The organism is Lacticaseibacillus styriensis, assembly GCF_030770295.1.
Taxonomy (GTDB): domain Bacteria; phylum Bacillota; class Bacilli; order Lactobacillales; family Lactobacillaceae; genus Lacticaseibacillus; species Lacticaseibacillus casei.
Map to the genome: position 1 here is coordinate 128551 of NZ_CP132483.1, position 24103 is coordinate 152653.

Genomic DNA, 24103 nt, shown 5'->3' on the forward strand with positions numbered 1-24103 from the left:
TGGTAAAATCTAAAAAAGCATGATTCTCACGATGATGAAAGTGAAAATCATGCTTTTTATTTTGGCGCTGGGGGAGCCGAGATTACTTGCTGGTAACTGTAAAGACCTCATCCCCCGCCGCAACATCCTGATCCGTGAAGGCTGTCAGGGAGGCGACGTGATCCATGTTGGTGATGATGGTCATCACGGTGGTTCCTTTGCCGGCTGCTTTGACTGCCGCTAAGTCCATGGTGGCAATTGGCTGACCGGCCTTGACGGTATCCTGGTCGTTGACCTCAATTGAGAACGGTGCGCCGTTAAGCTCGACGGTGTCTAAGCCCATGTGTACCAGAATTTCCAGACCGGTAGCTGTGGTCATCGTCCAGGCATGTTTGGTTGGCATGACACTGACAATGGTGCCATCCACTGGGGCAACAATTGTCCCACTGGTAGGTTCGACGGCAAAACCGTCGCCCACCATTTTTTGAGAGAAAACGTCATCTGCAACTTCGGATAAATCCTTCAGCTGCCCTGTAGCTGGGGCGACAAAGTTGATGGCGCCGGTTTGAACGGTTGCTGTTTCGGCTTTAGGGTCAGTAGTTGGTTGTTCTGGGCTAGGAGCCTCTTCTTGCGGGGCCGCTTCGTCAATGACCGTGCCGTCAGCTGCCGTTGCGACCATAGCACTTTTTGGAACCCCAAAGAAGTAGGTGGCCACAAATCCGCCAGCGTAAGAAGCGAGTAAACCAAAGACATACGCCATCCATTGGTGGTTAGCAATCAGCGGGATGAGCGCTGCACCGGAAGGACCGATGGTGATGGCGCCGACGTGGCCAAAAGCACCGACAACTGCGCCGCCAATGCCGCCACCGATACAAGCGGTGATGAACGGCCGGCCAAGTGGCAAGCTCACGCCGTAAATCAACGGTTCGCCAACACCGAGAATACCGACCGGTAACGCGCCTTTGATGAGGCGAGTCAATTGCTTGTTCTTGCGGCACTTAATCCACAAGGCCAAAGCGGCACCGACCTGGCCGCCGCCAGCCATGGCAAGGATCGGTAGCAACGCCGTAAAGCCGGTATTTTTGATCATTTCCAAATGAATCGGTGTGAGAATCTGATGCAATCCCAACATGACCATTGGCAGGAATGCCAGTCCCAAAACAAAGCCAGAGAAGGCACCGCCGACTTGGAGAATCCAGTTGATGGAGCCGACGAGTGAATTAGACACCCATCCGGCAAGCGGCATGATGAAGAAGATCGTTAGCACACCGATGGATAGTAAGCTCAACATTGGTGTGAAAATGATATCGATAGAGTCGGGAATCACGCGGTGCAGTTGGTTTTCAACGAGCGCAAGCAGCCAAACAGCGAAGATGACGCCGATGATCCCGCCTTGCCCGGCCAATAACGGTTGATGGGTGAAAATATTGGTAATCGTCACCGGTGCGACAACGCCTGGCAGGTAGATCAAACCACCGATAATGCCGCCAAGACCAGGAGTTGCCCGGAATTCAGTCGCAGCATTAATGCCGACATAGATGTTCAGGAAGGTGAACAGACCGCCGTTGATAACTTTTAACACGGTAATGAATTGGGTCCAGTCTTTTGGCAGTTGTCCGGCAGCTAACATGTTTGCTAAAATGCCGGCAATCCCGGAAATCAACCCAGCGCCGACAAACGCCGGGATTAATGGGATGAAAATTGCCGAAATGTGTTTCAAAGCGGTGCGCCACCAGGTTTGTTTCAATGACGCTTTGTGGGCAGCGTGAACCTCGGCTGCCTTGGCCTCGACAGCGGATTTGTTGTCTAGATGAGCATTTCCGGTAGCAGTGCTGTCCGGGAACGGATCACCTAAGCCGACACCGACTTTATTGACCATCGCTTGGGCGACTTTGTTGACGGTTCCGGGACCAACGATGACTTGCAGTGTTTCTTCTTCAACGACGCCGAGAACGCCGGGCACCTTTTTCAGGCCAGCTACGTTGACTTTGGCATTATCTTTGATGGTCATCCGCACGCGCGTCATACAGTGAATCAGTTTCGCAACGTTTTGTGGGCCGCCGACTTGTGCGTAGATGCCGTCCCCCATGATTTGATATTTATCTTGCCCCATTTTATACTTCCTCCTCCTGACTTAGTGCAACGGCTTTGCTGATGAAGCCGTTTGCACGATTGAGTAACGTTTGCGCGATGGTGCTAGGTTGGTCGGTCAAAATCATAACAATTGCTAATTTAACGTGCCGATTGGCTGCCTCAAAGGCCTTTGCTGCAGTTGCCGCATCACAACCGGTCGCTTGTTGAATGATGCGCTGGCTGCGGACAACCAACTTTTCGTTCGTTGGCTGGACATCGACCATGAGATTCTTGTAAACTTTGCCAATTCCGACCATGGCACCGGTTGAGAGCATATTTAAAACGAGTTTTTGCGCGGTGCCGGCCTTGAGTCGGGTCGAACCGGTGAGTACTTCCGGACCGGCGGGGACTTCAATGGCGATCTGCGCATGGCGACTGATCTCGGCGCCGGCATTGCAAGCCAGACTAATCGTTGCGGCGCCGACAGTTCGGGCATAGTCGAGTCCGCCGATCACGTATGGCGTCCGCCCGCTTGCCGCGATGCCGACAACGACATCGTTGGCGGTCAACTTGCGGTCTTCCAGATCCGTTTTGCCAAGCGCCGGTGAGTCTTCGGCTCCTTCAACAGCAACGGTCATGGCTTTCATCCCGCCGGCAATCAGCCCTTGCACCATTTCCGGTGATACGCCAAAGGTTGGTACACATTCGGCAGCATCCAAAACGCCTAGTCGGCCACTGGTGCCGGCGCCGATGTAAAATAAGCGGCCATTTTGTTTGAAAGCGGCGGTGATCGTTTGAATCGCCGCTTCAATAGCTGGCAACGCCTGATGAACGCTTGGCGCAACGGTTTGGTCTTCGGCGTTCATGACAGTTGCGAATTCATGGACGCTCATGGTGTCCAGGTGCATGGTGCGTTGATTACGGGTTTCGGTGGTCATCTGGTCTAAATTGATTGATAAAGTCATCGTTTTTCCTCTTTCATTTTTCGTTTTGTCAGTTACTGCTTGAAGCGGAGCGCCTGGTGCGGACCGATATGATCAAGCAAGGGCAGCGCTGCCGGTGCGACGTGACCGATCACATTGACTTTCGGATCGGCCGGTAAATCGCAGCGGGTTATTTGGAGTTCGCCAGCGTATCTGCCATAGCGGGTGTTATCAAGGGTAATGCTGCCGCGCGGGCGTTCAACGGTGTGATGCGGCTCCGGGGCGGCGAAAATATGCTCGAGACGGGCTTCTGCCAGCCGGACGACTTGCTGGGCGACATCCGGGCGATTATGCCAGGTTAAATGATATAAGCGCTCATCAGCGGCTTCGGTTTGAATCAAAAGTACCTGGTCGCTCGTATAGGCCTGAAAAGCAGCGATGCTACGTGGGCTGAGTTGCGGGTCGCCGATGTAAACATGGTCAGTTGCCAATTGCTTGAGGTCCAGATAAGCGGCTAGTGGTAGTAAACCGCGATGAGGCTCAAGTGTTGGCAAGCCGGCAAAAAGGGGACCTCGTTGCTGTGCATCGCCTGGAATAAAGGCCATGGTTTTAAAACCGAGTGTGTGCAGCCAGTGATTTTTTTGCTGGAACCAACATGGATCTAAGCCGGTTTCCGGTCGGGGATAGAAATTGTGCCACGCCTCGATGTGCCTGAGGTTGGCTTTGGCATTGGCCAACTGATCAATGGTTTCGGACGAAAGGGTGCTGGCATTGAGCGCAACCCCCATCGTGTGCGACAGTGCTGCGACCGTGGTCATGTCAATGCCGTCGTCAATGCGCACGCCGTCTAGTTGTAAGGCTTCGATGCCAGAACAGTCCCGCGGCGCAATCCCCAGTCGCTTCAAACTAGCCAGGGAAATGTCGGCCACAACTGCCAAACCTAATTGGTGACAGCTCGTGATTAAGTGGTTTAAACGTTGTCGTAAAGTTTTTGGATCATCTTCCGGTAACTGCAAAGATGTGAATACCCCGGTGAAGCCTGCTTGCTGCATCTGTTTGAGATAAGCTGTTTGTTGTTCATCAGCCGGTTCACTGAGATAGCATGAAAACCCGATCATCCTTATTCCTCCATAAGTTGTGTCATCGCCTGATACTGGTGATGAAGTGACAACCAACAACGAAAGGTGAAAGCCCTTTCGAGATTAAAGATAACCGATTTATCTGAAAATTTCAACATATTTCGTATTTTTTTGAAATAAAGTTTCAAAGATGACTAAAAAATAACGCATCGCTGGCCGATGCGTTCAGGGTGAAACTCGCTTGTTATTTGAAGCCATGGCGCATAAATTCTTTGTAAGTTGTTACCAGCGCCTTTGAATCATCGGTTTGTTTTTTGGAAGTGTCGTAAAAGCGGCTGACGTAGGCGTAATATAAAATATCAATTAACATAAACTGTGCGTGTAACGACTGCGTTGCCGCAAATCGATTAGGCGCCTCCATCGGTTGTGACGTTTGAATCACGATATCGGCATAATGCGCGAGTGAGTTGTTGCCGAGTTTGGTCGTGGCAATCACCGGCAGTCCGGCTTTTTTAGCCAGTTTAGCGCCTAAGACCGCTTCCGGTGATTCACCGGAGTTTGAAATAAACCAGGTAAGGGTACGCTTAGGATCGGCTGTGGCAGCGACCGGTAGAAACAGGTTCAAGTCATCGCTGAAATGGCAGGCGTAACCGAGGCGTCCCCATTTTTGCGCAATATTTTGCGCGGAAAGATACGAAGCCCCAACGCCGAATAGCAACATCTGCCGACTATGGTGAATCAGATCGGTGATCGTTTGCACTGTAGCTTCGTCAACTTGATCAACCGTTTCGCTTAAAGAGCGCTCGGCATTGGTGCGCAATTTGGTTTTAATGGTAGTCAGACTTTCATCCTTTTGAATTTCCTGATAATCCAGCTCATTAGCCTCACCATTTAAATCAGCGGCCAGCTGCATTTTTAATTCGTTATAACCGGTAAATTGCAATCGTTGGGCAGCTCGGCTGACTGTGGCGGGACTGGCACCGGCAGCTTTGGCAAGTTCATAAACACTCATCGTCAGGACGTCTTGCGCGTGGGTTAACACGTAGTCCACGATTTTCTTTTCGGCTTCTGAAAGTTCACCGCGCGTACTTTGGTAATTACCTTCAACACTCATAATCTGGTCCTCCTTCTGAGCACGGTGCAATGCAGTCTAAAAAGGAAATACCGATACATATAATCGATAGACTACAAAGGTTGAGAGCCATGCTCATGTTCGTGCGAGACGAAAAAACGTACAGGTTCGTACAGATTTTGCTATCCTCAAGTCATCATGCCATGAATGACCAAGATTGCCAATGTTTTGATCAGAAATACAGGATGGCAGATTTTTGCCGGGTGTCAAGTCTGACGAAATTTTATTTTCGGATTCAGCTGAATAAATGCTGCCATTTGATATAATTGTTCGTATTTTTAAAGATAAGAAAGGAAATAAAAGGATAAAGTTCGTATTTTCCTTGTCTTCCCTTGCCGATCCTGTTAGACTACGAAATGGCGGGCGAATCCCGCACTAATCCGTGAGGAGCGATCGATAAATGGGAACTGTAGTTATTGTCGGCACACAGTGGGGCGACGAAGGTAAGGGGAAGATTACCGATTTCCTGAGCCAAGGCGCCAAGGTGGTAAGCCGTTACCAAGGTGGCGACAACGCTGGCCACACGATTCATGCTAACGGCCAGGTTTACAAACTGCGCTTGATTCCGTCTGGGGTTCTTTATCCGCATCAACTATCTGTGATCGGTAACGGTGTTGTCGTCAACCCTAAGAGTCTGGTCGGCGAACTGGCCCGTCTTGCTGAGCAAGGGGTGACAGGTGAGAACTTACGGATCTCGGATCGCGCCCATGTTATTTTGCCTTACCATATCAAACTTGATAAATTACAAGAAGCTGCCAAGGGTGCCGACAAAATTGGCACCACCAATCGCGGCATCGGACCGGCCTATATGGACAAAGCGGCCCGTGTCGGGATTCGGATGGCGGATCTGCTTGATAAAGAAATTTTTGAAGAACGATTGAAGGCTAACCTGAAGGCCAAAAATGAAGAATTCGTCAAAGTCTATGACAGCACACCAATGGCATTTGATGATATTTTTGAGGAATATTACAACTACGGCCAGCAACTCAAGCAATATGTTTGCGACACGTCAATTGTCTTGAACGATGCGATTGACAAGGGTGAGCATGTTCTTTTTGAAGGTGCACAAGGCATCATGCTGGACATTGACCAAGGGACGTATCCGTTTGTGACGTCATCGAACCCTGCTGGCGGCGTGACCGTGGGTGCCGGTGTCGGGGCCTCCAAGATCGATCGGGTGGTCGGCGTTGCCAAGGCGTACACATCACGGGTTGGCGATGGGCCATTCCCGACTGAATTACTTGATGACACTGGCGACTTTATTCGCAATGCCGGTCATGAGTTCGGTACGGTTACCGGCCGGCCGCGGCGGATTGGCTGGTTTGACGCTGTTGTGGTGCGCCACTCACGCCGGGTTGCGGGCATTACTGATTTGTGCCTGAATTCGATTGATGTTCTGACGGGTTTGGACACGGTCAAAATTTGTGTGGCTTACGAACGCGATGGTGAACGGATCGAGAACTATCCGGCGTCGCTGAAGTTCCTGAGTGAATGCAAGCCGGTTTATGAAGAGTTGCCTGGCTGGAAGGAAGACATTACCCACGCCAAAACGTTAGCGGATCTGCCGGAAAATGCGCGGCATTACGTTGAGCGGATTACCGAATTGCTTGGCGTTGATCTGTTGACTTTCTCCGTTGGCCCGGATCGTGATCAGACAAATGTGATTGCGAATGTTTGGGATAAGGTTGAGTAAACGAAGTACTTCGGAATGTTGGTAGGCTAAGAGTTGCTTGCTGTGCCAAACTGCGCAATCTCCGGCGGTTTGGGGCTGGCGACGCGAAGCTAGAGCGGAGGGCACAGCTGAGCCCCCTCTGGCCTCCGATTGCTCCGCCTTGGCACTAGGGTTTCAACGCGATGACAAATTACCTATACGAAAACGAAGGGCGAATGAATGCCATCTGTCGTGCAGATGAAAGTTCATTCGCCTTTTTTATATACTCCTGCGTAATCTTTCAAATCCCCTAAAAATTCCAATTGACATCAATGCCAGAAGCCGGTATATTCAAAGTAACATATGAACGAATGCTCATATGAACATAAAATATAAAGGTGGTTATGGTTCGATATGACGAAAGCGATTGGCTTGTATTTATTTGGTGTTATTGCTTTTATCGGCGGTTTATGGATCAGTCAGCCGCTGCCGCGGGCAACGTTGCTTATTTTGGCGGCTGTGGTTGCCGGTTATCACGTCATTGCGGAAGGCGTGGTTGAAACGATTCAGGCGTCAAAAGCGCAGCATCGCTTTTCGCCGAATATCCATATTCTCATGGCATTGGCTGCGATCGGGGCGATTGCGATTGGCAGTTTTGAGGAAGCGGCGATGCTGATTTTGATTTTTGCCGGCGCCCATTTTCTTGAGGAATATGTGGAGAATAAAAGCCGTAAAGAGATTACCGCACTTTTGGCAATGGCACCACTTGAGGCCCGACGCTATGGACATGATGGCGAGTTTGAGGTTGTGCCAGTTGCTGAACTTGAAATTGGCGATCGCCTGCAGATCCTTAACGGGGCCCAGGTGCCGACAGATGGCGTGATTGTTGCCGGAACGGCGAGTCTGGATGAATCGGCGATTAGCGGCGAAAGTATTCCGCGCGAGAAACAGGTCGGCGATGAGGTGTTTGGTGGGACGATTAACGGCCAATCAACGTTTGACATGCGCGTGACGAAGAAAAGCGACGAAACAGTCTTCGCCAAAATTATCCAGATGGTTCAGGCGGCGCAACAGTCGCCGACCAAAATGGCGAGTGTCATTCAGCGGTTCGAGCCGATTTACGTCAAAGCAGTCTTGGTGGCGCTGCCGATTGTTTTCTTAGCAGGGCCATTCTTGCTGCATTGGTCGTGGATGACCAGTGTTTATCGAACCATCGTCTTCTTGGTGGCGGTGTCGCCTTGTGCTTTGGCAGCTAGTGCCGTCCCGGCAACGCTATCGGGCATCTCGAACTTGGCTCGTCATGGGGTACTTTTCAAAGGTGGCAGTTATCTGGCGAATTTAACCCAGCTTAAAGCAATTGCGTTTGATAAAACCGGGACGTTAACAGAAGGCCGGCCGGTGGTGACTAACAGTGAGTTTGCGCCTCATGTGGATCAGACAGCGTTGACGGCGATTATCACCGCGATGGAGAAACAAAGCAACCACCCGCTGGCGACGGCGATTGTAACGCATTTTCCGGCAAGTAGTTTGGTGCTTGAATCCGTGCACAATGAAGTCGGCAAAGGGCTGACCGCCGAGTATCAAGGGCACACTTACACGATCGGCAAGCCGCAGCGGTTCACGCATGTCGATCCGATTTTTCGACAGCGTGCCAAGGTGCTAGGACAGCAAGGAAAAACCGTGGTATTGGTGGCCATTGATCAGCAAGTCGTTGGCTTAATCGCTTTAATGGATCAAGCTAAAAGCAGCGCTAAAGCTGCAATTGCTTACTTGAAACACCATGATATTCAGCCAGTGATGATTACCGGGGATGGCAAGCAAACCGGCGAGGCAGTGGCAGCCGATTTGGGCATCGAACAAGTTGTGACCGATGTGATGCCAGCGCAAAAAGTCTCCATCGTCAAACAGTTGCAGGAAAAGATGCGGCCAGTTGCGATGGTCGGCGATGGCGTGAATGATGCCCCGGCGTTGGCCAATGCCGAAGTGGGCATCGCCATGGGCTCCGGTACGGACGTGGCCATTGACGTAGCCGATGTGGTGTTGGTAAAAAATGATCTGTCCCGCTTGGCCTTTGCCCACCGCTTGTCCGCCAAAATGAACCGGATTGTGATTGAAAACCTGCTATTCTCAATGGCAGTCGTGGTGATGTTGGTCACTTTGAACGTGTTGCAACTCACTAACATTGCCTGGGGCGTTGTTTTCCATGAAGGCAGTACCTTGGTTGTGATTTTAAACGGGTTGCGTTTATTGTTGCCGCAGAAACCTTAAGGCAAAAACCGCCTTCGATGCAAAAGTCTGCTAAAATGGCCTTAAGTATCGTAAGGAGCCATGCAGATGACAACCAATGATGTTCATACAACTGCCGCCAGCAACAGTGACATTCCCGACGATGAGGGCTTACGTGATATCCTCGAAGTCTTTAAAACTATGAGTGACCCTACCCGGATGCGGATTATTTTGGCCATTGCCAAAGGTCCCATCACGGTCAACGAGCTTGCGGCTATGTTAGATCTTGGCCAATCCACCGTGTCGCACCAGCTGCGAATTTTGAAACAGACGCGCCTCGTTGTGGGCGATCGCTCGGGCAAGCAGATTTATTACCATCTGGTCGATGACCATGTTTTGGAGATTTATGAGCTGACTAAGGCACATATAGAAGAGAAGCAGCATGGGCAGTAGAATTGTCATGCCGGAAAATCGGCGTATATTATTGCTGAAAAGGAATGACCAAGCAGACTCGATTGTGACGAGCTTGCTTGGGCTTTTTTATACTCGGAACTCGTTGAGAGAAATAAAAAGTTCTTTACACTTTATTTATTTAATGATAATGTCATTAAATTAACGTGAGCGTCTACTGAAAGTGTGCAGGCCAAAATTCTTGTGAGAAACCCGGATAAGGTCTGTATATTTGTAGAATTTAAGAAGCGCTTAACAGGAGTGTGGGATGAATCGTCAACCGTCGCAGAGCATACAAAAATACTACCTGTACACCCTGTTCACACAGCTGAGATTTACGAGAATTGTCAACGTCATCTTTCTGGTTCATTTTTTGAAATTCAGTTTGGTGCAGTTTGCTGCGTTGCAATCGCTGTTTTTATTCTCTCAATTTGCATTCGAAATCCCGAGCGGTGTTTTAAGTGACCTTTTCAAGAAGAAATCGGTTATTGCGATTGGACTGTTTTTGCTGATTCTCTCGCCATTACTCATGACCAGCGTGAATCTGACGAATCATTCTCTGGGATTTGCCGTTATTGTGTTTGCGTTTATTTTGGAAGGTGTAGGTAATGCACTTCTTAGTGGCGCAGATGATGCTCTGTTTTTTGAAGCACTCCGGCGCGATGGGTTGGAGAAAGTATATGCAAAAATTCGTGGCAGAATTCAGCTGATTAGTGCCATTGTGACCGGTATCGCAACTTTTATTGGCGGATATTTATATTCGTTAAATGAGATGTTGCCCTATTTTTTTCAGGCTTTTATGTTGCTGGGAGCCGGTGGGATTATTGTATCGATGAAGGAAGAAAAGTCTACCGTTGAATCGGTTCGGGTTTCTTCACAGTATGAAAAGGTTAAGAACGTCCTGCTGGTCTTTGATGAGGTGAGGAAGTCGGCGAACGTTCTTTTTCTTGTTGTTTTCACAACACTCGTCGTTGCGATGGTTAATGCCATTTTTTCCTTGCTGCCGTCTTATGTTTCAGACCTCGGGTTCACTTCTTCTGCAAATGGGACGATTTTTATGATTTTCAGTTTTGTCGGGGGATTTGTCGCCACGCAAGCTTATCGACTCACAAAAGTAAGCTATCGGACGCTATCGCTGATCATCATTGGTTTGCTTAGTATGGGGATGATCCTTCAAGTCCAACCTAATGCCTACGTTTTTTTAATTGGTGCCTGTTTATTGTATGTCACCGTCGACATTTTGGATCCGATTGTTATGGAGATGCTGAATTTATGGGTTAAGGATTCAGCACGAGCTACTTTGATATCAGGGCTTTCATTTGCCGTTAGCTTGGTCACCATGATCGTCAATCCTCTTATTGGCATTGCCATCCAACAATGGGGTACGGTTTTAATGTTGACGCTATTTTCGGCCTTCACGGTAGTCATGATCGCAATTTCTTATTTTCTGATTTTTAGGACAAGTAAGGGAAAACGAGATTAAAAGAATTGACGTTGATAAGTGAAGTGTATTCAGTGCAGCAACTGTGTCATGATGCTTGTTTAAATAGCTTAGCTTGGGTGTTGCGTGACTGGCCTCAGACAAATGACTTCAAATGAAGGTCGTTTGTCTGGGGCTATTTCGTTTCCCAAAAGTATCCTAATAGTTGATTTTAATATGCCTAAGTTTACAGAGTCTCGATATACATCGGTGATGTGCGCCCTTACAATGAGGATAGAAACAGAAAAGAGGAAGCCGAATGGAAATCAATGTGGGTACTGTGATCAGCATTTATCGTAAACAGAAGGGCATTACGCAACAGGCCTTGGCAGATTTTGTTGGTGTCTCGAAGGCGTCGGTTTCAAAGTGGGAGACTGGGCAAAGTTATCCCGATATTACGTTGTTGCCGATTTTAGCAGCTTATTTTGATGTCAGTATTGATAAATTGATGGCTTACAACGCGCAGTTGAGTGCGGCGGAAATTCGGCGACTTTATACATCAATGAAGCGTGCGTTTGAGACCCAGCCCGCGGAAACGGTATTGACGTCGATTCGGAATTTGATTCGCCGATATTATGCGTGTTATCCATTTCTGCTACAGATGGGGTTGCTGTTACTGAATCATTATGATCTTTTACCCGGCGACTCGCTGGAAGACAAAAAGAAAACCTACGTGACCGAGGCACTGCAACTGTTCGTTCGGGTACGGCAAAGTGGCGGTGATTTATCATTGACGGCCAAAGCGGTTGATCTGGAAGGCTATAGCCTGCTGATACTTAACCGACCGGATGACGTGTTGGCGTTGTTAGGCGAGTATGTGCCAGAACAGTTACCGGCTGACAGTTTAATTGCCGGGGCGTTTCAGCAAAAAGGCGATCTGCAGCGGGCGATTGCTACCAGCCAAAGTGGGCTGATGCAGGATCTGAGCATTATCATGAGTCAATTAACGAACTACATGACGTTGCTAGGGGATGACCCTGAGCGACTAAAAGCTACCTATCAGCGGGGACAGGCGATTGCCGAAGCCTTTGAGCTTGTGACCCTGAATCCAGCAGTGTGGGCCAACTTTCAATTGGCAGCGTTAAATGGCTTTGCCCAGCAGCACCAAATCGAGGCCGTCGCGATAACATTGCGGCTGTTTGTGCGGGCGATGGCGACAACGAAAATGACCTGGCAACTGCACGGCGATCAATACTTTGATGCGATTGATCCGTGGCTGAATCAATTGGATCTAGGCCCGCAAACGCCACGCGTATCGGGTCAGGCAAAACAGGTTTTGATCAATGCCGTTTTGAATAACCCTGCGCTGAAGCCTTTACGGCAGCAGCCTGCTATTGAGCCATTGCTAAAGGAATTGGAACAGATCAAAGCGCGGAAATAGGCAGCTGGCTGAGTCTGAGTGAGTTTTGGGAATGCAAAAAGAGTGAAGGCTAAAACTAACGGCCATCACGAATTTTTTGAGGGGTTGAACAACATGAATGCTAATTGGGAAGTTTTCACGACATACTGGCCATTTTTAGTGCCATTGATCATTTTAGAGTTTGGGTTAATGATTGCTGCGGTGATTCAGGTATTACGCCACCCGCACTATCGCATAGGCAACCGTGCGTTTTGGTTGGTGATTGTCATTTTCATCCAAATTATCGGCCCCATTGCGTACTTTGTCTTTGGACGGGAGGATCAGCAGTGAGTATTTTGACATTGCAACACGTCAGCAAGCATTTTGGCGATAAGCAGGTGCTTCAAGATCTTAATTTAACGGTGCCGACCGGATCGATTTACGGCTTTGTCGGAGAAAATGGTGCCGGCAAGACCACCACCATGAAACTGATTCTGGGTTTGGATCGGGCGGATGGTGGCGACATTGACGTTGCCGGGGAACGGGTACATTTTGGGCAAACTTCCACGAATCGTCAGACTGGCTACTTGCCAGATGTGCCTGCATTTTACGGATACATGACTGCCACCGAATATTTACGGATGTGTGGGCAATTGACGGGTTTGCGGGGGATAGCGTTGGATTCACGGGTTACTGCGATGCTGAAACGCGTTGGGTTGGCAAAAGCTTCGCATCGCATCGGCGGCTTTTCCCGGGGGATGCGGCAGCGGCTTGGGATCGCGCAGGCGCTGTTAACGATGCCCAAGCTGTTGATCTGTGACGAACCGACTAGTGCTCTTGATCCCCAAGGGCGAACCGATTTTTTAGAGTTGCTGGCGAGTTTGCGTGGACAGACCACCATCTTGTTTTCGACGCATATATTGAGTGATGTGGAACGCATTTGCGATCATGTCGGGATTCTGCATCATGGTCGCTTGCAAGTCACTGCCTCGCTGGCTGACTTGAAACAGCAGTATGCAAAGCCCAGAGTGCAGCTGACTTTTGAGACTTCGGCACAAGCACAAGAGGCGGCCGCCATACTAGCGCCGCAACAACATCGTGACCATGTGCAGCAGGTGACGCAAAGTGCCAGTGAAGTGACCGTTGCCTACACAGGTGCCTATGCCGCTGCTGCTGACCAGATTTTGACCAAATTGCTGGCAGCGCGGCTGATCCCGCTAACTTTCAGCCAACAGGAAGCCAATCTTGAACAGATTTTCATGGAGGTGGTTCAATGACAGCCGCAGCGATTTTTACCAAAAAGGAATTGCTTGAAAGTTGGCGCACCCACCGCTTCCTGATTTTGACCGTCGTATTTTTGATTTTCGGCATTTTAAGCCCGCTGATGGCAAAATTGTTGCCCGAGCTATTAAAAGGCGGCCTCGGCGGTGTGAAGATTGCCATGCCGACGCCGACTTCATTAGATTCGTGGACGCAATACTATAAAAACATGACCCAAATCGGCATTTACGTCTTTGCGCTCATGCTTGGCGGTTGTGTGAGTCAGGAAATTCAACAAGGTACCTTAGTCAACCTTGTCACCAAAGGCTTGCCGCGCTGGTCAGTGATCATCGGCAAGGCATTCGTGGGTTTGCTGCTGTGGCTCTGGTGCGTTGGTAGTGCGTTTTTGGTCACTTGGGCATACACGGCTTATTATTTTCATGATACTCACAGTCCGCATGTGGTGTTAGCGTTCGTGCCATTGGCAATTTTTGGCATCTTCTTCTTGAGTCTGCTTGTGTTTGGCTCAACTCTCGCATCGAATAACTATGGCGGGTTGCTTTTTACGGTTGTCATCGTGGCGTTGTTGTATCTGGCGCAGATGGTCAAGGGATGGCAGCATTTTAATCCGATCAGTCTCATAAGTGAGAATATGAAAATTCTGGTGAATGCTGATGCCTTGACCAAACTGTGGCCGGCAATGGTGATAGCAGTTGTCATTGCGCTCGGGTTGTTCGGGGCGTCAATTAAGGTATTGGATCAAAAGAAACTTTAATAAGAGATGCGACCGATTTGCAGGATGGTGGACAATCGTCTTGCGGAACGGCCGCTTTTTTTGCTGACACGTTAACGACGCAACTATGCAAGCTTGTTATGTTCTGAGGTGACAGGTCAGTTATTTTTAAAATCAATCGTCAACAATCAAATGATGCAAAACCACTATATCATGTATAGTATTATGTCATTACCTACCAAATTTAGTAGTTTAGTGCTTTCTTTTGAAGAAAAATCCTGTATACTATATATATTGGTGCAAACGGAACAAGTCAGTGTACTGGGGGATTAGCCATGATTGAATTTTATACACAAATCAAGAAACGAGACGGGCGCATCGTTGATTTTGATGCGAGCAAGATCAGCACCGCGATTACAAAGGCGGCGGAGAGCGTGGCAGAGCTGTCACCCAGTGATGTGCTGACGATTGATCACTTGACGGATACGGTGACGGCCAAAATTCGCGATCGCTATCATGATGACGTTGAAATCGCCGAGGTTCAGACGGTGGTTGAGCAGACGCTGATTGCGGCCGAGAAGTATGACTGGGCCGAGGCGTATACGCAATATCGGCTGAAGCGGGATTTGGCGCGTAAGCAGAAGCAAGATGTCAATTACAATGTGGCGAAGCTTGTCAATCGCGACAAGAGCGTGGTGAACGAGAATGCCAATAAGGATAGCCGCGTGTTCTCGACCCAGCGCGATCTCACTGCCGGTGCTGTGGCTAAGGCGGTCGGGCTGAAAATGTTGCCGCCAGCTGTGGCCAATGCCCATCTGCGTGGCGATATTCATTGGCATGACCTTGATTACACCCCGTTTATGGCAGAAACCAACTGCTGCTTAATTGATTTTGACTACATGTTGAATCATGGCTTTTGCATCGGTAACGCCGAAGTGGAGCCGGCCCACTCGATTCAGGTGGCTGTGACCCAGATGACCCAGATTATCGCGAATGTGGCTTCCAGCCAATATGGCGGCTGCTCCAGTGATCGCACGGATCAGGTGCTGGCCCCGTTTGCCGAGAAAAATTATCAGAAACATCTAAAGGAATTCGGCGATGTGATTGATGATCCGGCCCAATTGAAAGCGTTGGCTGTGAAGCAGACCAAGAAGGATATTTATGATGCCTTGCAAACACTGGAATATCAGGTCAACACCCTTTATTCGACGCAGGGGCAGACGCCTTTTGTCACCGTTGGCTTTGGTTTGGGCACCAGCTGGATCGAACGGGAAATTCAAAAGGATATTCTGAAGATTCGGATTCTTGGCTTAGGCAAAGAGCGCCGTACCGCGATTTTCCCGAAGCTGGTCTTCACGTTGAAGCGCGGACTGAACCTCAACCCGGAAGACCCCAACTATGACATCAAGCAGCTGGCCATCGAATGTGCCACCAAACGGATGTACCCGGATGTCGTGTCATACGATACCATCAAGCGGCTGACCGGCTCATTCAAAGCGCCCATGGGTTGCCGCAGCTTCTTGCAAGGCTGGACCGATCCTAAGACCGGCAAGGAAGTCAACGCCGGCCGGATGAACCTTGGGGTGATCACGGTTAATCTGCCAAGGATTGCCATGGAGTCCAAAGGCGACAAGGACAAGTTCTGGAAGATTTTTGAAGAACGGATGCGCATCTGTAAGGAAGGCCTGCTGTATAAGATCGAGCGCACCAAACAGGCGACGCCGGAAAGTGCCCCGATTCTTTACAAGTACGGCGCATTTGGCAAGCGTTTGGCTGACACAGACAGCGTCGATGACCTATTCAAAAACGGCCGCGCCACGGTATCGCTTGGTTACATCGGCTTATACGAAGTCGGCACGGTTTTCTATGGTTCAGCATGGGAAAAGAATCCCGAAGCCAAGGCGTTTTCCGTTTCAATCGTCAAGGCGTTGGACGATCATTGCAAAGCCTGGGAAAAGCAGTACGGCTATCATTTTTCGGTTTACGGCACACCGAGTGAGTCGCTCACCGATACCTTCTGCCGCGACGATACCAAGAAATTCGGGATCGTCAAAGACATTACGGACAAGGAATATTACACCAACAGCTTCCATTATGATGTCCGCAAATCACCGACCCCGTTTGAGAAACTCGATTTTGAAAAGGATTATCCGCAGTATAGTGCCGGTGGCTTCATCCACTACTGTGAGTATCCGAACCTGAAACAGAATCCGAAAGCACTTGAGGCAGTTTGGGACTATGCCTACGATAAGATTGGTTATCTCGGCACGAACACGCCGATTGATCAATGCTTCAAGTGCGGCTTCAAGGGTGAATTCACGGCGACAGCGAAAGGTTATGAATGCCCGGAATGCGGCAACCACGACCCGGCAACCTGCGATGTGGTCAAGCGCCTCTGCGGCTACCTCGGCAATCCAAACAAGCGGCCGATGGTTCACGGTCGTCAGGAAGAAATTATCCACCGAAAGAAACATATCACGTTCAGCCTGAATCAGGTGGCTAACCGGCGTGACAAGTAAGATGAAATAGTAACAGCATAGTAAAACGGCGATCGCGAGAAGTTTCCTGCGATCGCCGTTTTGTGTTGGCTGAAATGAGACCTGCGACTTTTTATTTTATTTGACTGCGTGTAAAATGCAAAGCAATTAATTGTTAGATTGAAGCGCTGTTTTGAAGAAGACAAACGATTCGGGGGGTGCAGCATGGTTGCCAATGCATTTACCGCCAGTCAGTGGCAGTCAGCCGAGCAATGGAACAATGGTTGGCTATTTTTCGCTATCGTTGTCATTTTGCTCATTGTGAATATTATTGTAATCATTGGCGTTTATGTCCCGAATCGGTTGAAATGGAAATGGGCAGTTATTGTACCGTTTATTTTCATCTGTCTTGGGTTGGCCAGGTACAGCTGGGTTCGGACAACCAGCGCCGCGAATGTCCAGTTCAATCAGTGGGCCAAGCAGATTACGCCCCAAATACGAGTCAAAAAAGCCTCTTTTTTCCGACTTGTGCCAGTTCCTGATAGCGCCATTGAAGCGTACCAAGGACTAAATGAGTATCCGGCTTTTAAAACATTGCCCATGTATGCACACCGGCAAGTCACCGCCCCTGTGACTTATTTGGGGCGGAATGCCAACAGCGTTTATTTTAAATGGCAGGGTATGATTTATCGCTACACAGGGACAACGCGCTCGGGTGATCACGCTGCTTTAATCGGTTATCGTTTTTGGTTAAAAGACCGGAACTACACGCGACTGGGCTTTGTCAATCCATCTAAAACGTTCACTGCGGCTTTAATGATTCCTAAGGGGCAGGCCAAGCGCATCTATCATCCGGTCAAGCAGATTGTGGTCACGCTTGAGAGTATGGATGGCGATTGGACGACTGAGAAGGTATATCGGGGATCCTGATTTACTTGGCAGGCTGATGTTGCGGCCAAATTGGCTTTGTCAGGATCAGCATGAACAGGCTCCCGACAATAACCAAAATGATGTCAAGGCTAATACCGCGATACCAGACAATGGCCAATCCCGTGATTAAAAGTGTGAGACCAAGTAAGCTGAAGCCAAGTGCAGTGAGCCGGCGGGATAAAGCTGACCAGTCGGCGAAGATGTCGACTGTTTTTGGGGCGATAAAATGTCCCCAAACTAAAGTGGTGCCAGTAAGTAGCCACCAGATGGCTTGCGTTAGCCAGTGTGGATAGAATCCAAAAAGCGTCGTTGTTGCCATGCCAATCAGAATGGCAACAACTGTGGTTAAAACGGCCATCACAGTCTGCCAATGATTGACCGTACTATCTTTGATTAATTTCTTCTTCAACTGTGGATTATCCAGAATAAGATGATCAAGGGAGACGTCAAATATCCGGGCAATGCGGGTGACCATCTCTAAGTCAGGCAAATTGCGCTCGTTTTCCCAGTTAGAGATAGTGTGACGTGAGACATTAAGATCATGTGCCAGTTCGGCTTGAGTCATATGATGGGCAGTGCGGATTTGTTGAAGCTGCTTTGAAAAATTCAAATTGTTCACCTCGCTTGGTCTGATTGTGGCAGACGCCATCGGAAATCACAAGGAAGATAAGCATCCGCACGAGCTCGTCATTCGAGACAAGTAATTATTGCCCGGGAAATGCTGGCTTAACCAACACAAAAACGGCTCACAAGATTATAGATGCCACAATCTTGTGAGCCGATCAGCCGTATGACAAGTTTCTGTTTAAAGATGCGCGCCCCAGAGGTTATTGCCAAGTTGTTTGAAAGAAAAGACTTTGTCCCACAGTTCCCTTTCTGTTTTGCTAAATGCAAAGCTGTCGGACACTTTGACGCTAGGTGCCATGTTGAAAAATGTTTGAAGTGTACCGGTAAAAGCAACGCCTTCGCTTTTCTTCAAATCATTCAACGCTTGTCGCACATACCGCGCCGTTTCGGAATTGGGATGAGATTCTGCCAACGCGTTGTTGAGACGTTCCATTGCTTGAACTACTTCGTCCTTTGATCCATGATTGCCACCATCTACTTTTCTAATGACCATGACGTTACCTAAAAGATTTTTCCTTTTAAAGACACGGATATTGTAAAAGCGCTCTTAATCAACTGTCAACAAATTGAGACTTCAGTCGGGGAAGCCTTATGCATTGATCGGCAGTTTGGATTCCGAAAACATAGGGATTCTGGTAGAATTACGTGATAACGCAAAAACTAATCGAATAAGATCTGTTTTAGATGGCAAAGTACAAGGAGACTGGACCTTATTCACAGTTATTGACGACAAAATGTAGATTCAAAATATTTGTAAAATTCCACTTATAAAGGAGACAGGGTATGAAAATTCTAAAATCAACAGATGAGCAAGAGACTTATATTGAGGACAGATTGGAAGCGTATAACGAAAAAAGGCACCCGTTAACCCAAGAAAGGCCTGCAGTGGTCTTTAGTTATACAGCGCTGGAGGGACAGGATGTAATCGGTGGCATCATAGGTTACGCTTCCTTGTATAAGATTGGTTACATTGATACTTTGTGGGTAAATGAAAAGTATCGTCACAAATCCATAGGAACGCAGCTTCTAAAAAAAGTTGAGGAAGATTTGCGAACCTTTGGGTGTGAGATCGTCCATTTGGAAACATTTGATTTCCAAGGGCCTGAATTTTATAAAGCTAATCATTATACTGAATTTGGCCGATTGGAGTATCCAACTGCTCAAGTAACGGAAATGTTTTTAAAAAAAGATTTGCGAATTACTGAGTAGAACTATGATGAATAGCGTATCGGTCCGCAGCACCTCTTGTTTTTACAACCAAAACCGTGCTATACTCCAACACGGTGCCAAACCAAGGTGAGTTCGTAACGATCGGCGCGTCAGCGTTCAGAAGGTCGAAGCGACTCGCCATTTTTTTTGAGCGCGAGCAGGAGCGCTTAGAAATCGGAGTGTAAGTGGCCTTGAAGCCTAAATGGCTGGGCTTTGGCCATTTAGGCTTCAAGGTCCTTACACGTAGATTTCTGCGACTGCGAGCGCGTTATAGAACGCGAAAGCTCACTGAGTATTTGCCCCCAATAGAAAACCTTCCCAGTCACGCGGATCTGCCATTGCGCCCAAGGTCCTTACACGCAGGTTTCTGGGCTGGCGAGCGCGTTATAGAACGCGAAAGACGATCCCCACAATTGCCCTAAATAGAACCAACCCCCAATGTGCCCCGTCTCCATCAACCACCCCAAAACAAAAACCGCAGCCCACACTATCGGCTGCGGCCAAACAAACAATTCAACTGAGCAAGACGTCGCTGATACCCCAAGTTTCAGGATGCCGTCTCAGTGTCTAACTTTTTGGACTTAGCGTGTGCCGTTAATGCTTCCCAATTAACCAGCGGCAGTTGGGCCACGGCACCCAGGATTAAGATCAGTGACCAAGTGAGGATCAGACTCATGGTGACGTCGCCGGTAAAGTGGGCAAGAATCCGGACGCGGGTGTAGGCCATGATGGCGCCGTAAGCAAAGGTGAGCCAGAAAACCAGACGTTGGCGCTTAGGCTTGTCGCGGTCTACGAACCAAGTCAGGGTGAGGATCGTTGCGGCGGTTTGCGTATGACCAGATGGGAAACTCATGTGGCCGTTTGCCCCGTTTGGATGGAACCAACTGGTGAAGTGCGCCGGGTTGCCATTTAATTCGTACGGACGGAAGCGGCCCCAGAAGGTTTTCATCGCGTTTACAATCTGATCGGACATGATGCAGACTAAGGTGGCCACAAGTGCGACCTTCAATAAGTAACGCAGCTGTTCGTCGCTTTTGTGCGAGAGCCAATATTGACTGCCGGCAAAAACCGCAACGTAAAGCACAATGAACAGAATGAGACTGGTCGCACCAGGCAAGGCAAGCTTGCTGCCATCGGAATTGGCCATTCCCATCGGCTTGCCTGCGTTGATGTCGTTGAGCGATGTGATTACCATCGTCATCGCATATTTCAGATAACCGGCCCATAATTCCCAACCGGCGTAAATAACACTACCAATAACCATCAGCGTGCGAATGTACCACGCAAGTTGCGAGGAGCGCAGCGCATAGTGACAAACAATACTGCAGCTGATCATAATAATCAGCGGTGCCGTCCACAGACCGACATCTTGAAAAAGCGTGGCGAACGGATCGTTCATATCGCCAAGGGTTTGTGAAATCTGCCAGTCAAAACCGGCCGCTGCAGCTAACAATAAAAGTAAAATACCAGCAACAATCAGAAAAATATGTTGACGGATCGGAGCGTTTAACTTTTGCGTTTGGTCCATTTTTATACCTCCCTTGTACTTTGAAAATAGCACAGAGTTTGCAGAAAATGGGGGGATTTACGCGACCTGTACGCAACATTTAAGTCACCGATACGAAATTTACAGAGGCTCAGGCAAAGTAGGGTTCGTCAATCGTTAATTGCCGTTGGTCGAAGTCGACGGTTGCCTGTAAGCCGTAAGGTAAAATGGTGCGCGGGTAAGCGTGACCGAAGTTGAGGTTGTATAGAATCGGCGTTTGATAAGAAGCCGTTACGTCCAAAAGCACTTGTTGGTACTCGGTAAAATAAGTTTCATTTTGTGGCTTGCCAGCCAAAATGGCGCGTACTTGCTGCAGGACACCGTGATCATCGAGATGCCGTAGAAATTGACGATACGTCGTTGGATCGATTTTTTCCTCAGAGGTTTCGATGAAGAGAATTTTGTCTGCCCAGGATTGCGGGAAAAGGTGATACTTCTCGGCAACTTGCGGCTCATCGGAGTAGCGGACAGGATATAGCAAATCGTGAAGGCTATCAAGACACCCGCCGAGCAAGGTACCGGTGATGCGGCCCTGACCGCGTAAGGTTAAGTAGCCGTGCTGCTCCGGATGGGCCTTGCGCGGCACCCCTAGCTGATCGGCAGAAAAATCGGTGCGCTCTTCATACCATGTCGGACTGGATGTGATCGCCGTGGTCGCCGGGTTTTCAAAGAAATGGTGAAAACTGGCTGCTGTGTAAGGCAATAACTGCTTATCCAATTCGGCCAGATCGTTCAGGAAGTTTGGCCCATAAAAGGTGGTCATCCCCAGTTGGTAGAACATGAGATGATCGATGGTTGTGTCAGAAAATCCCGTGAAAATTTTCGGGTGATTTTTGACCGCTTCAATAAATTCCGGGTCATCAAGTAGATACGGCACGATTCGATAAGTATCATCGCCGCCGATCGCACAAATAATGCCCTTGATATCCGGATCGGTCATGGCCGTTTTTAAATCCGCGGCCCGAGCTTCGGGATGGGCTTTTAAATACGCCTGTCCGCGTAAAGCGTTGGGCATAAAACGCGGCACCAGCCCCATTGCTTCAAGGCGTTTGGTTCCCAGTTCCCGTTGGTGCGCGGCAAAGGCCTCCCCTAGTGTCCCCGCGCTCAGACTGACAATGGCAACTTGATCATGTTGATGCAACTTCGGTGGTTTGATCATTTAACATGCCTCCTTTGGCAATGATTGAGTCTATTATTCATGATAGGTTAGGCACATGCAAGCAGGATTGATTTTCGCGATTCGTTAAAGTTGTGTTTCTACCCGGCATGCTGGTAAGATCGAAGGGTAGCTAGTGAATGCGTGAACGAGGGGATAAATCATGTATACCATTCAAACTGCCGCAACGGTTGGGGCAAGGGGCACGGTGATCACGATTGCACCGCCGATTGAACGGATTCGACCAGGTGATCCGATTCGGCTTAATGGCAAAAGGATTGGCAGAGTGCGCGCGATTGAGAAAGCCAATCATCCGCACCATGTTAACGACAAGCCGTGCACCGGATTAGTGATCACGATTCCGGTCAAACCCGGTGACACCATTGAGTTTCCGCAATCACCACGCAAGTCATGACGCCAGCAGATTGGCGGGCGGCGCGATTATTTGATGAATGTGAACAGGCATCCACATTCATTTAAAGTAATCGCAACGCAAAAAATCGGTCTTAACCCACAAGGACTCGTTAGGCGAGTTGTTGTGGTTAAGACCGATTTTTTAATGCAGATGAACTAGTCAGCTGACGCGGCCGTCATAATGCCAGCCTCAGTCATCCCGTCTGCGTATAGTTTCAGCTTGCCATTAATAATGTCCATGACAAGATCGCCATATTCAACACCGTCTGCTTCGGCTTCTTGTGGCAAAAGCGATAGCGGCGTCATGCCAGGCAGGTTATTGGCTTCGATGACCCATACGCCTTTATCGTTAGCAAAGAAATCGATGCGGCCATAGTTTTGTAAGCCTAAAACATCCATGGTTTGCAGCGACACATCTTTCATCGCCTGATGGACGTCTTCATCTAAATCCTTTGGCGGGGTGATGAAGTCGGTGTAACCGGCTTGGAACTTGTGCTTGAAGTCATACCAGCCAGAATGGACTTTAATCTCGATGGCCGAGAAGGCGCGCCCGTTGACAACGCCTAACGAGAATTCGCGACCAGGCGTGAATTCTTCAACAATCGCACTGTTATCGAAGCGGAAAACGTCGGCGATGCCACTTTCCAATTCTTCCTGATTGTGGGCGATGTGCGTGCCAACGCTGGAACCGCCAGACGTTGGCTTAACAACGACCGGAAAATCAAACGGCACCTTATGTTCGCCAGGTTGATTCCGTTTGAATTCCTTAAATGCAGCGGTCTGGATACCGTGGTACAACATGATCTCCTTACTGAAGACCTTGTTCATGGTCATCCCTGAAGCCAGCGGACCGGAGCCGGTATATTTGACATTGTTCAGATCCAGCGTTGCCTGAACCTTTCCGTTCTCACCGTCCCCGCCGTGCAAGGCCAAAAAGACAATGTCTGCGGCTTTGCAGATCGCCAAAACATTCGGCCCAAACAGCTGCGTGCTGCCATCGGTCCGTAACTTATTGATGTCAGCGTCAGTCAGGATGGCATCCGAAATCTTCAGATCCTTACTGGTGTTGGCGTCGTCAAAAACCTGGTCGACCGTCTTCCCTTCGAGGTCGTAGCCTAGAAACAGGTCAATAAAGGTGGCCTGCTGCCCTTTTTGTCGCAAGGCGTTTGTGATCCGGTAGCCGCTTGAAATCGACACATTGCGTTCCGTGCTCCGGCCGCCTGCTAAAACGACAATTTTCATTTGATAGTACCTCCACGTATTATCCGAGTTTGATAGAAACTACAGTTTAGCACAATCCGGTCTAACCGGCGAGAACGGCGCTTGGATTTGCGGTAAAATTAACCGAAATGAAAGGGATTACTAAAATTCGAATCGCCTTAAATTTGAGCAAAAGACTGCAGCAATGTTAACGAGCGC

Annotated in this window: 21 protein-coding genes; 12 read left to right on the forward strand and 9 right to left on the reverse strand. The window is 49.0% G+C overall.

Annotation, left to right across the window (positions count from 1 at the left end):
• Nucleotides 1-82: 82 nt before the first annotated feature.
• The 4 genes from LACSTY_RS00580 to LACSTY_RS00595 form a co-directional block, all read right to left on the reverse strand.
• The gene (locus LACSTY_RS00580) at nucleotides 83-2092 is read right to left on the reverse strand and encodes a glucose PTS transporter subunit IIA (protein WP_087911303.1); all 2010 of its coding nucleotides are present in this window, start codon (nucleotides 2090-2092) and stop codon (nucleotides 83-85) included.
• A gap of 1 nt (nucleotide 2093) precedes the next feature.
• On the reverse strand, nucleotides 2094-3017 hold the full coding sequence (murQ, locus tag LACSTY_RS00585; protein WP_087911304.1) for an N-acetylmuramic acid 6-phosphate etherase: 924 nt from the start codon (nucleotides 3015-3017) through the stop codon (nucleotides 2094-2096).
• Between the two features lie 32 nt (nucleotides 3018-3049).
• On the reverse strand, nucleotides 3050-4093 hold the full coding sequence (locus LACSTY_RS00590) for a DUF871 domain-containing protein (protein ID WP_087911305.1): 1044 nt from the start codon (nucleotides 4091-4093) through the stop codon (nucleotides 3050-3052).
• Nucleotides 4094-4298: 205 nt separating this feature from the next.
• The gene (locus LACSTY_RS00595) at nucleotides 4299-5168 is read right to left on the reverse strand and encodes a MurR/RpiR family transcriptional regulator (RefSeq protein ID WP_087911306.1); all 870 of its coding nucleotides are present in this window, start codon (nucleotides 5166-5168) and stop codon (nucleotides 4299-4301) included.
• 418 nt (nucleotides 5169-5586) lie between these two features.
• Here LACSTY_RS00595 and LACSTY_RS00600 point away from each other — a divergent pair, with 418 nt between their 5' ends.
• The 10 genes from LACSTY_RS00600 to LACSTY_RS00645 all read left to right on the forward strand — a co-directional run bounded on the left by LACSTY_RS00600 (nucleotide 5587) and on the right by LACSTY_RS00645 (nucleotide 17732).
• Nucleotides 5587-6879 (forward strand): adenylosuccinate synthase, encoded by a 1293-nt coding sequence (locus LACSTY_RS00600; protein ID WP_047106616.1) that lies wholly within the window; start codon nucleotides 5587-5589, stop codon nucleotides 6877-6879.
• Between the two features lie 372 nt (nucleotides 6880-7251).
• Nucleotides 7252-9105 carry a heavy metal translocating P-type ATPase gene (locus LACSTY_RS00605; RefSeq protein ID WP_087911307.1) on the forward strand — a complete coding sequence of 618 codons (1854 nt, stop codon included), beginning with the start codon at nucleotides 7252-7254 and terminating at the stop codon, nucleotides 9103-9105.
• A 66-nt stretch (nucleotides 9106-9171) separates the two neighbouring features.
• Entirely contained in the window at nucleotides 9172-9516 is a 345-nt protein-coding gene (locus tag LACSTY_RS00610) for an ArsR/SmtB family transcription factor (RefSeq protein ID WP_087911308.1), read from the forward strand.
• Nucleotides 9517-9781: 265 nt separating this feature from the next.
• On the forward strand, nucleotides 9782-10996 hold the full coding sequence (locus LACSTY_RS00615; protein WP_087911309.1) for an MFS transporter: 1215 nt from the start codon (nucleotides 9782-9784) through the stop codon (nucleotides 10994-10996).
• 256 nt (nucleotides 10997-11252) lie between these two features.
• A complete protein-coding gene (locus LACSTY_RS00620) occupies nucleotides 11253-12374 on the forward strand; it encodes a helix-turn-helix transcriptional regulator (RefSeq protein WP_087911310.1) in 1122 nt (373 codons plus the stop codon).
• Between the two features lie 93 nt (nucleotides 12375-12467).
• Nucleotides 12468-12683, forward strand: coding sequence for a PLD nuclease N-terminal domain-containing protein (locus tag LACSTY_RS00625; protein WP_087911311.1), 216 nt, complete (start codon nucleotides 12468-12470; stop codon nucleotides 12681-12683).
• Entirely contained in the window at nucleotides 12680-13609 is a 930-nt protein-coding gene (locus tag LACSTY_RS00630; protein ID WP_087911312.1) for an ABC transporter ATP-binding protein, read from the forward strand. The genes LACSTY_RS00625 and LACSTY_RS00630 overlap by 4 nt, the downstream gene beginning before the upstream one ends.
• On the forward strand, nucleotides 13606-14367 hold the full coding sequence (locus LACSTY_RS00635; RefSeq protein WP_087911313.1) for an ABC transporter permease: 762 nt from the start codon (nucleotides 13606-13608) through the stop codon (nucleotides 14365-14367). The genes LACSTY_RS00630 and LACSTY_RS00635 overlap by 4 nt, the downstream gene beginning before the upstream one ends.
• 293 nt (nucleotides 14368-14660) lie before the next feature.
• Nucleotides 14661-16844, forward strand: a complete 2184-nt coding sequence (nrdD, locus tag LACSTY_RS00640) for an anaerobic ribonucleoside-triphosphate reductase (RefSeq protein ID WP_025013481.1) — start codon at nucleotides 14661-14663, stop codon at nucleotides 16842-16844.
• Between the two features lie 183 nt (nucleotides 16845-17027).
• On the forward strand, nucleotides 17028-17732 hold the full coding sequence (locus LACSTY_RS00645; protein ID WP_087911314.1) for a hypothetical protein: 705 nt from the start codon (nucleotides 17028-17030) through the stop codon (nucleotides 17730-17732).
• Nucleotide 17733: 1 nt separating this feature from the next.
• On the opposite strand, the gene LACSTY_RS00650 is transcribed toward LACSTY_RS00645, so the two are convergent.
• Together LACSTY_RS00650 and LACSTY_RS00655 are read right to left on the reverse strand one after the other, a co-directional pair.
• A complete protein-coding gene (locus LACSTY_RS00650; RefSeq protein WP_087911315.1) occupies nucleotides 17734-18342 on the reverse strand; it encodes a helix-turn-helix transcriptional regulator in 609 nt (202 codons plus the stop codon).
• Between the two features lie 195 nt (nucleotides 18343-18537).
• Nucleotides 18538-18852 carry a hypothetical protein gene (locus tag LACSTY_RS00655; RefSeq protein WP_087911316.1) on the reverse strand — a complete coding sequence of 105 codons (315 nt, stop codon included), beginning with the start codon at nucleotides 18850-18852 and terminating at the stop codon, nucleotides 18538-18540.
• 290 nt (nucleotides 18853-19142) lie between these two features.
• Here LACSTY_RS00655 and LACSTY_RS00660 point away from each other — a divergent pair, with 290 nt between their 5' ends.
• Nucleotides 19143-19568 (forward strand): GNAT family N-acetyltransferase, encoded by a 426-nt coding sequence (locus LACSTY_RS00660; RefSeq protein WP_087911317.1) that lies wholly within the window; start codon nucleotides 19143-19145, stop codon nucleotides 19566-19568.
• Between the two features lie 547 nt (nucleotides 19569-20115).
• On the opposite strand, the gene LACSTY_RS00665 is transcribed toward LACSTY_RS00660, so the two are convergent.
• Complete coding sequence (locus LACSTY_RS00665) at nucleotides 20116-21096, reverse strand: phosphatase PAP2 family protein (protein WP_087911318.1); 981 nt, start codon at nucleotides 21094-21096, stop codon at nucleotides 20116-20118.
• Between the two features lie 109 nt (nucleotides 21097-21205).
• On the reverse strand, nucleotides 21206-22273 hold the full coding sequence (locus tag LACSTY_RS00670; RefSeq protein ID WP_087911319.1) for a S66 family peptidase: 1068 nt from the start codon (nucleotides 22271-22273) through the stop codon (nucleotides 21206-21208).
• Nucleotides 22274-22433: 160 nt separating this feature from the next.
• Between LACSTY_RS00670 and LACSTY_RS00675 the strand changes: the two genes are divergently transcribed.
• Entirely contained in the window at nucleotides 22434-22685 is a 252-nt protein-coding gene (locus LACSTY_RS00675; protein WP_010489986.1) for an MlaD family protein, read from the forward strand.
• A gap of 155 nt (nucleotides 22686-22840) precedes the next feature.
• On the opposite strand, the gene LACSTY_RS00680 is transcribed toward LACSTY_RS00675, so the two are convergent.
• On the reverse strand, nucleotides 22841-23926 hold the full coding sequence (locus LACSTY_RS00680; protein ID WP_010489984.1) for a D-alanine--D-alanine ligase family protein: 1086 nt from the start codon (nucleotides 23924-23926) through the stop codon (nucleotides 22841-22843).
• Nucleotides 23927-24103: the final 177 nt, after the last annotated feature.

Coding starts and splice junctions, on each gene's coding strand:
- LACSTY_RS00580 (WP_087911303.1), bottom strand. CDS start 2,092: ATGGGGCAAGATAAATATCAAATCATGGGGGACGGCATCTACGCACAA.
- murQ (WP_087911304.1), bottom strand. CDS start 3,017: ATGACTTTATCAATCAATTTAGACCAGATGACCACCGAAACCCGTAAT.
- LACSTY_RS00590 (WP_087911305.1), bottom strand. CDS start 4,093: ATGATCGGGTTTTCATGCTATCTCAGTGAACCGGCTGATGAACAACAA.
- LACSTY_RS00595 (WP_087911306.1), bottom strand. CDS start 5,168: ATGAGTGTTGAAGGTAATTACCAAAGTACGCGCGGTGAACTTTCAGAA.
- LACSTY_RS00600 (WP_047106616.1), top strand. CDS start 5,587: ATGGGAACTGTAGTTATTGTCGGCACACAGTGGGGCGACGAAGGTAAG.
- LACSTY_RS00605 (WP_087911307.1), top strand. CDS start 7,252: ATGACGAAAGCGATTGGCTTGTATTTATTTGGTGTTATTGCTTTTATC.
- LACSTY_RS00610 (WP_087911308.1), top strand. CDS start 9,172: ATGACAACCAATGATGTTCATACAACTGCCGCCAGCAACAGTGACATT.
- LACSTY_RS00615 (WP_087911309.1), top strand. CDS start 9,782: ATGAATCGTCAACCGTCGCAGAGCATACAAAAATACTACCTGTACACC.
- LACSTY_RS00620 (WP_087911310.1), top strand. CDS start 11,253: ATGGAAATCAATGTGGGTACTGTGATCAGCATTTATCGTAAACAGAAG.
- LACSTY_RS00625 (WP_087911311.1), top strand. CDS start 12,468: ATGAATGCTAATTGGGAAGTTTTCACGACATACTGGCCATTTTTAGTG.
- LACSTY_RS00635 (WP_087911313.1), top strand. CDS start 13,606: ATGACAGCCGCAGCGATTTTTACCAAAAAGGAATTGCTTGAAAGTTGG.
- nrdD (WP_025013481.1), top strand. CDS start 14,661: ATGATTGAATTTTATACACAAATCAAGAAACGAGACGGGCGCATCGTT.
- LACSTY_RS00645 (WP_087911314.1), top strand. CDS start 17,028: ATGGTTGCCAATGCATTTACCGCCAGTCAGTGGCAGTCAGCCGAGCAA.
- LACSTY_RS00655 (WP_087911316.1), bottom strand. CDS start 18,852: ATGGTCATTAGAAAAGTAGATGGTGGCAATCATGGATCAAAGGACGAA.
- LACSTY_RS00660 (WP_087911317.1), top strand. CDS start 19,143: ATGAAAATTCTAAAATCAACAGATGAGCAAGAGACTTATATTGAGGAC.
- LACSTY_RS00665 (WP_087911318.1), bottom strand. CDS start 21,096: ATGGACCAAACGCAAAAGTTAAACGCTCCGATCCGTCAACATATTTTT.
- LACSTY_RS00670 (WP_087911319.1), bottom strand. CDS start 22,273: ATGATCAAACCACCGAAGTTGCATCAACATGATCAAGTTGCCATTGTC.
- LACSTY_RS00675 (WP_010489986.1), top strand. CDS start 22,434: ATGTATACCATTCAAACTGCCGCAACGGTTGGGGCAAGGGGCACGGTG.
- LACSTY_RS00680 (WP_010489984.1), bottom strand. CDS start 23,926: ATGAAAATTGTCGTTTTAGCAGGCGGCCGGAGCACGGAACGCAATGTG.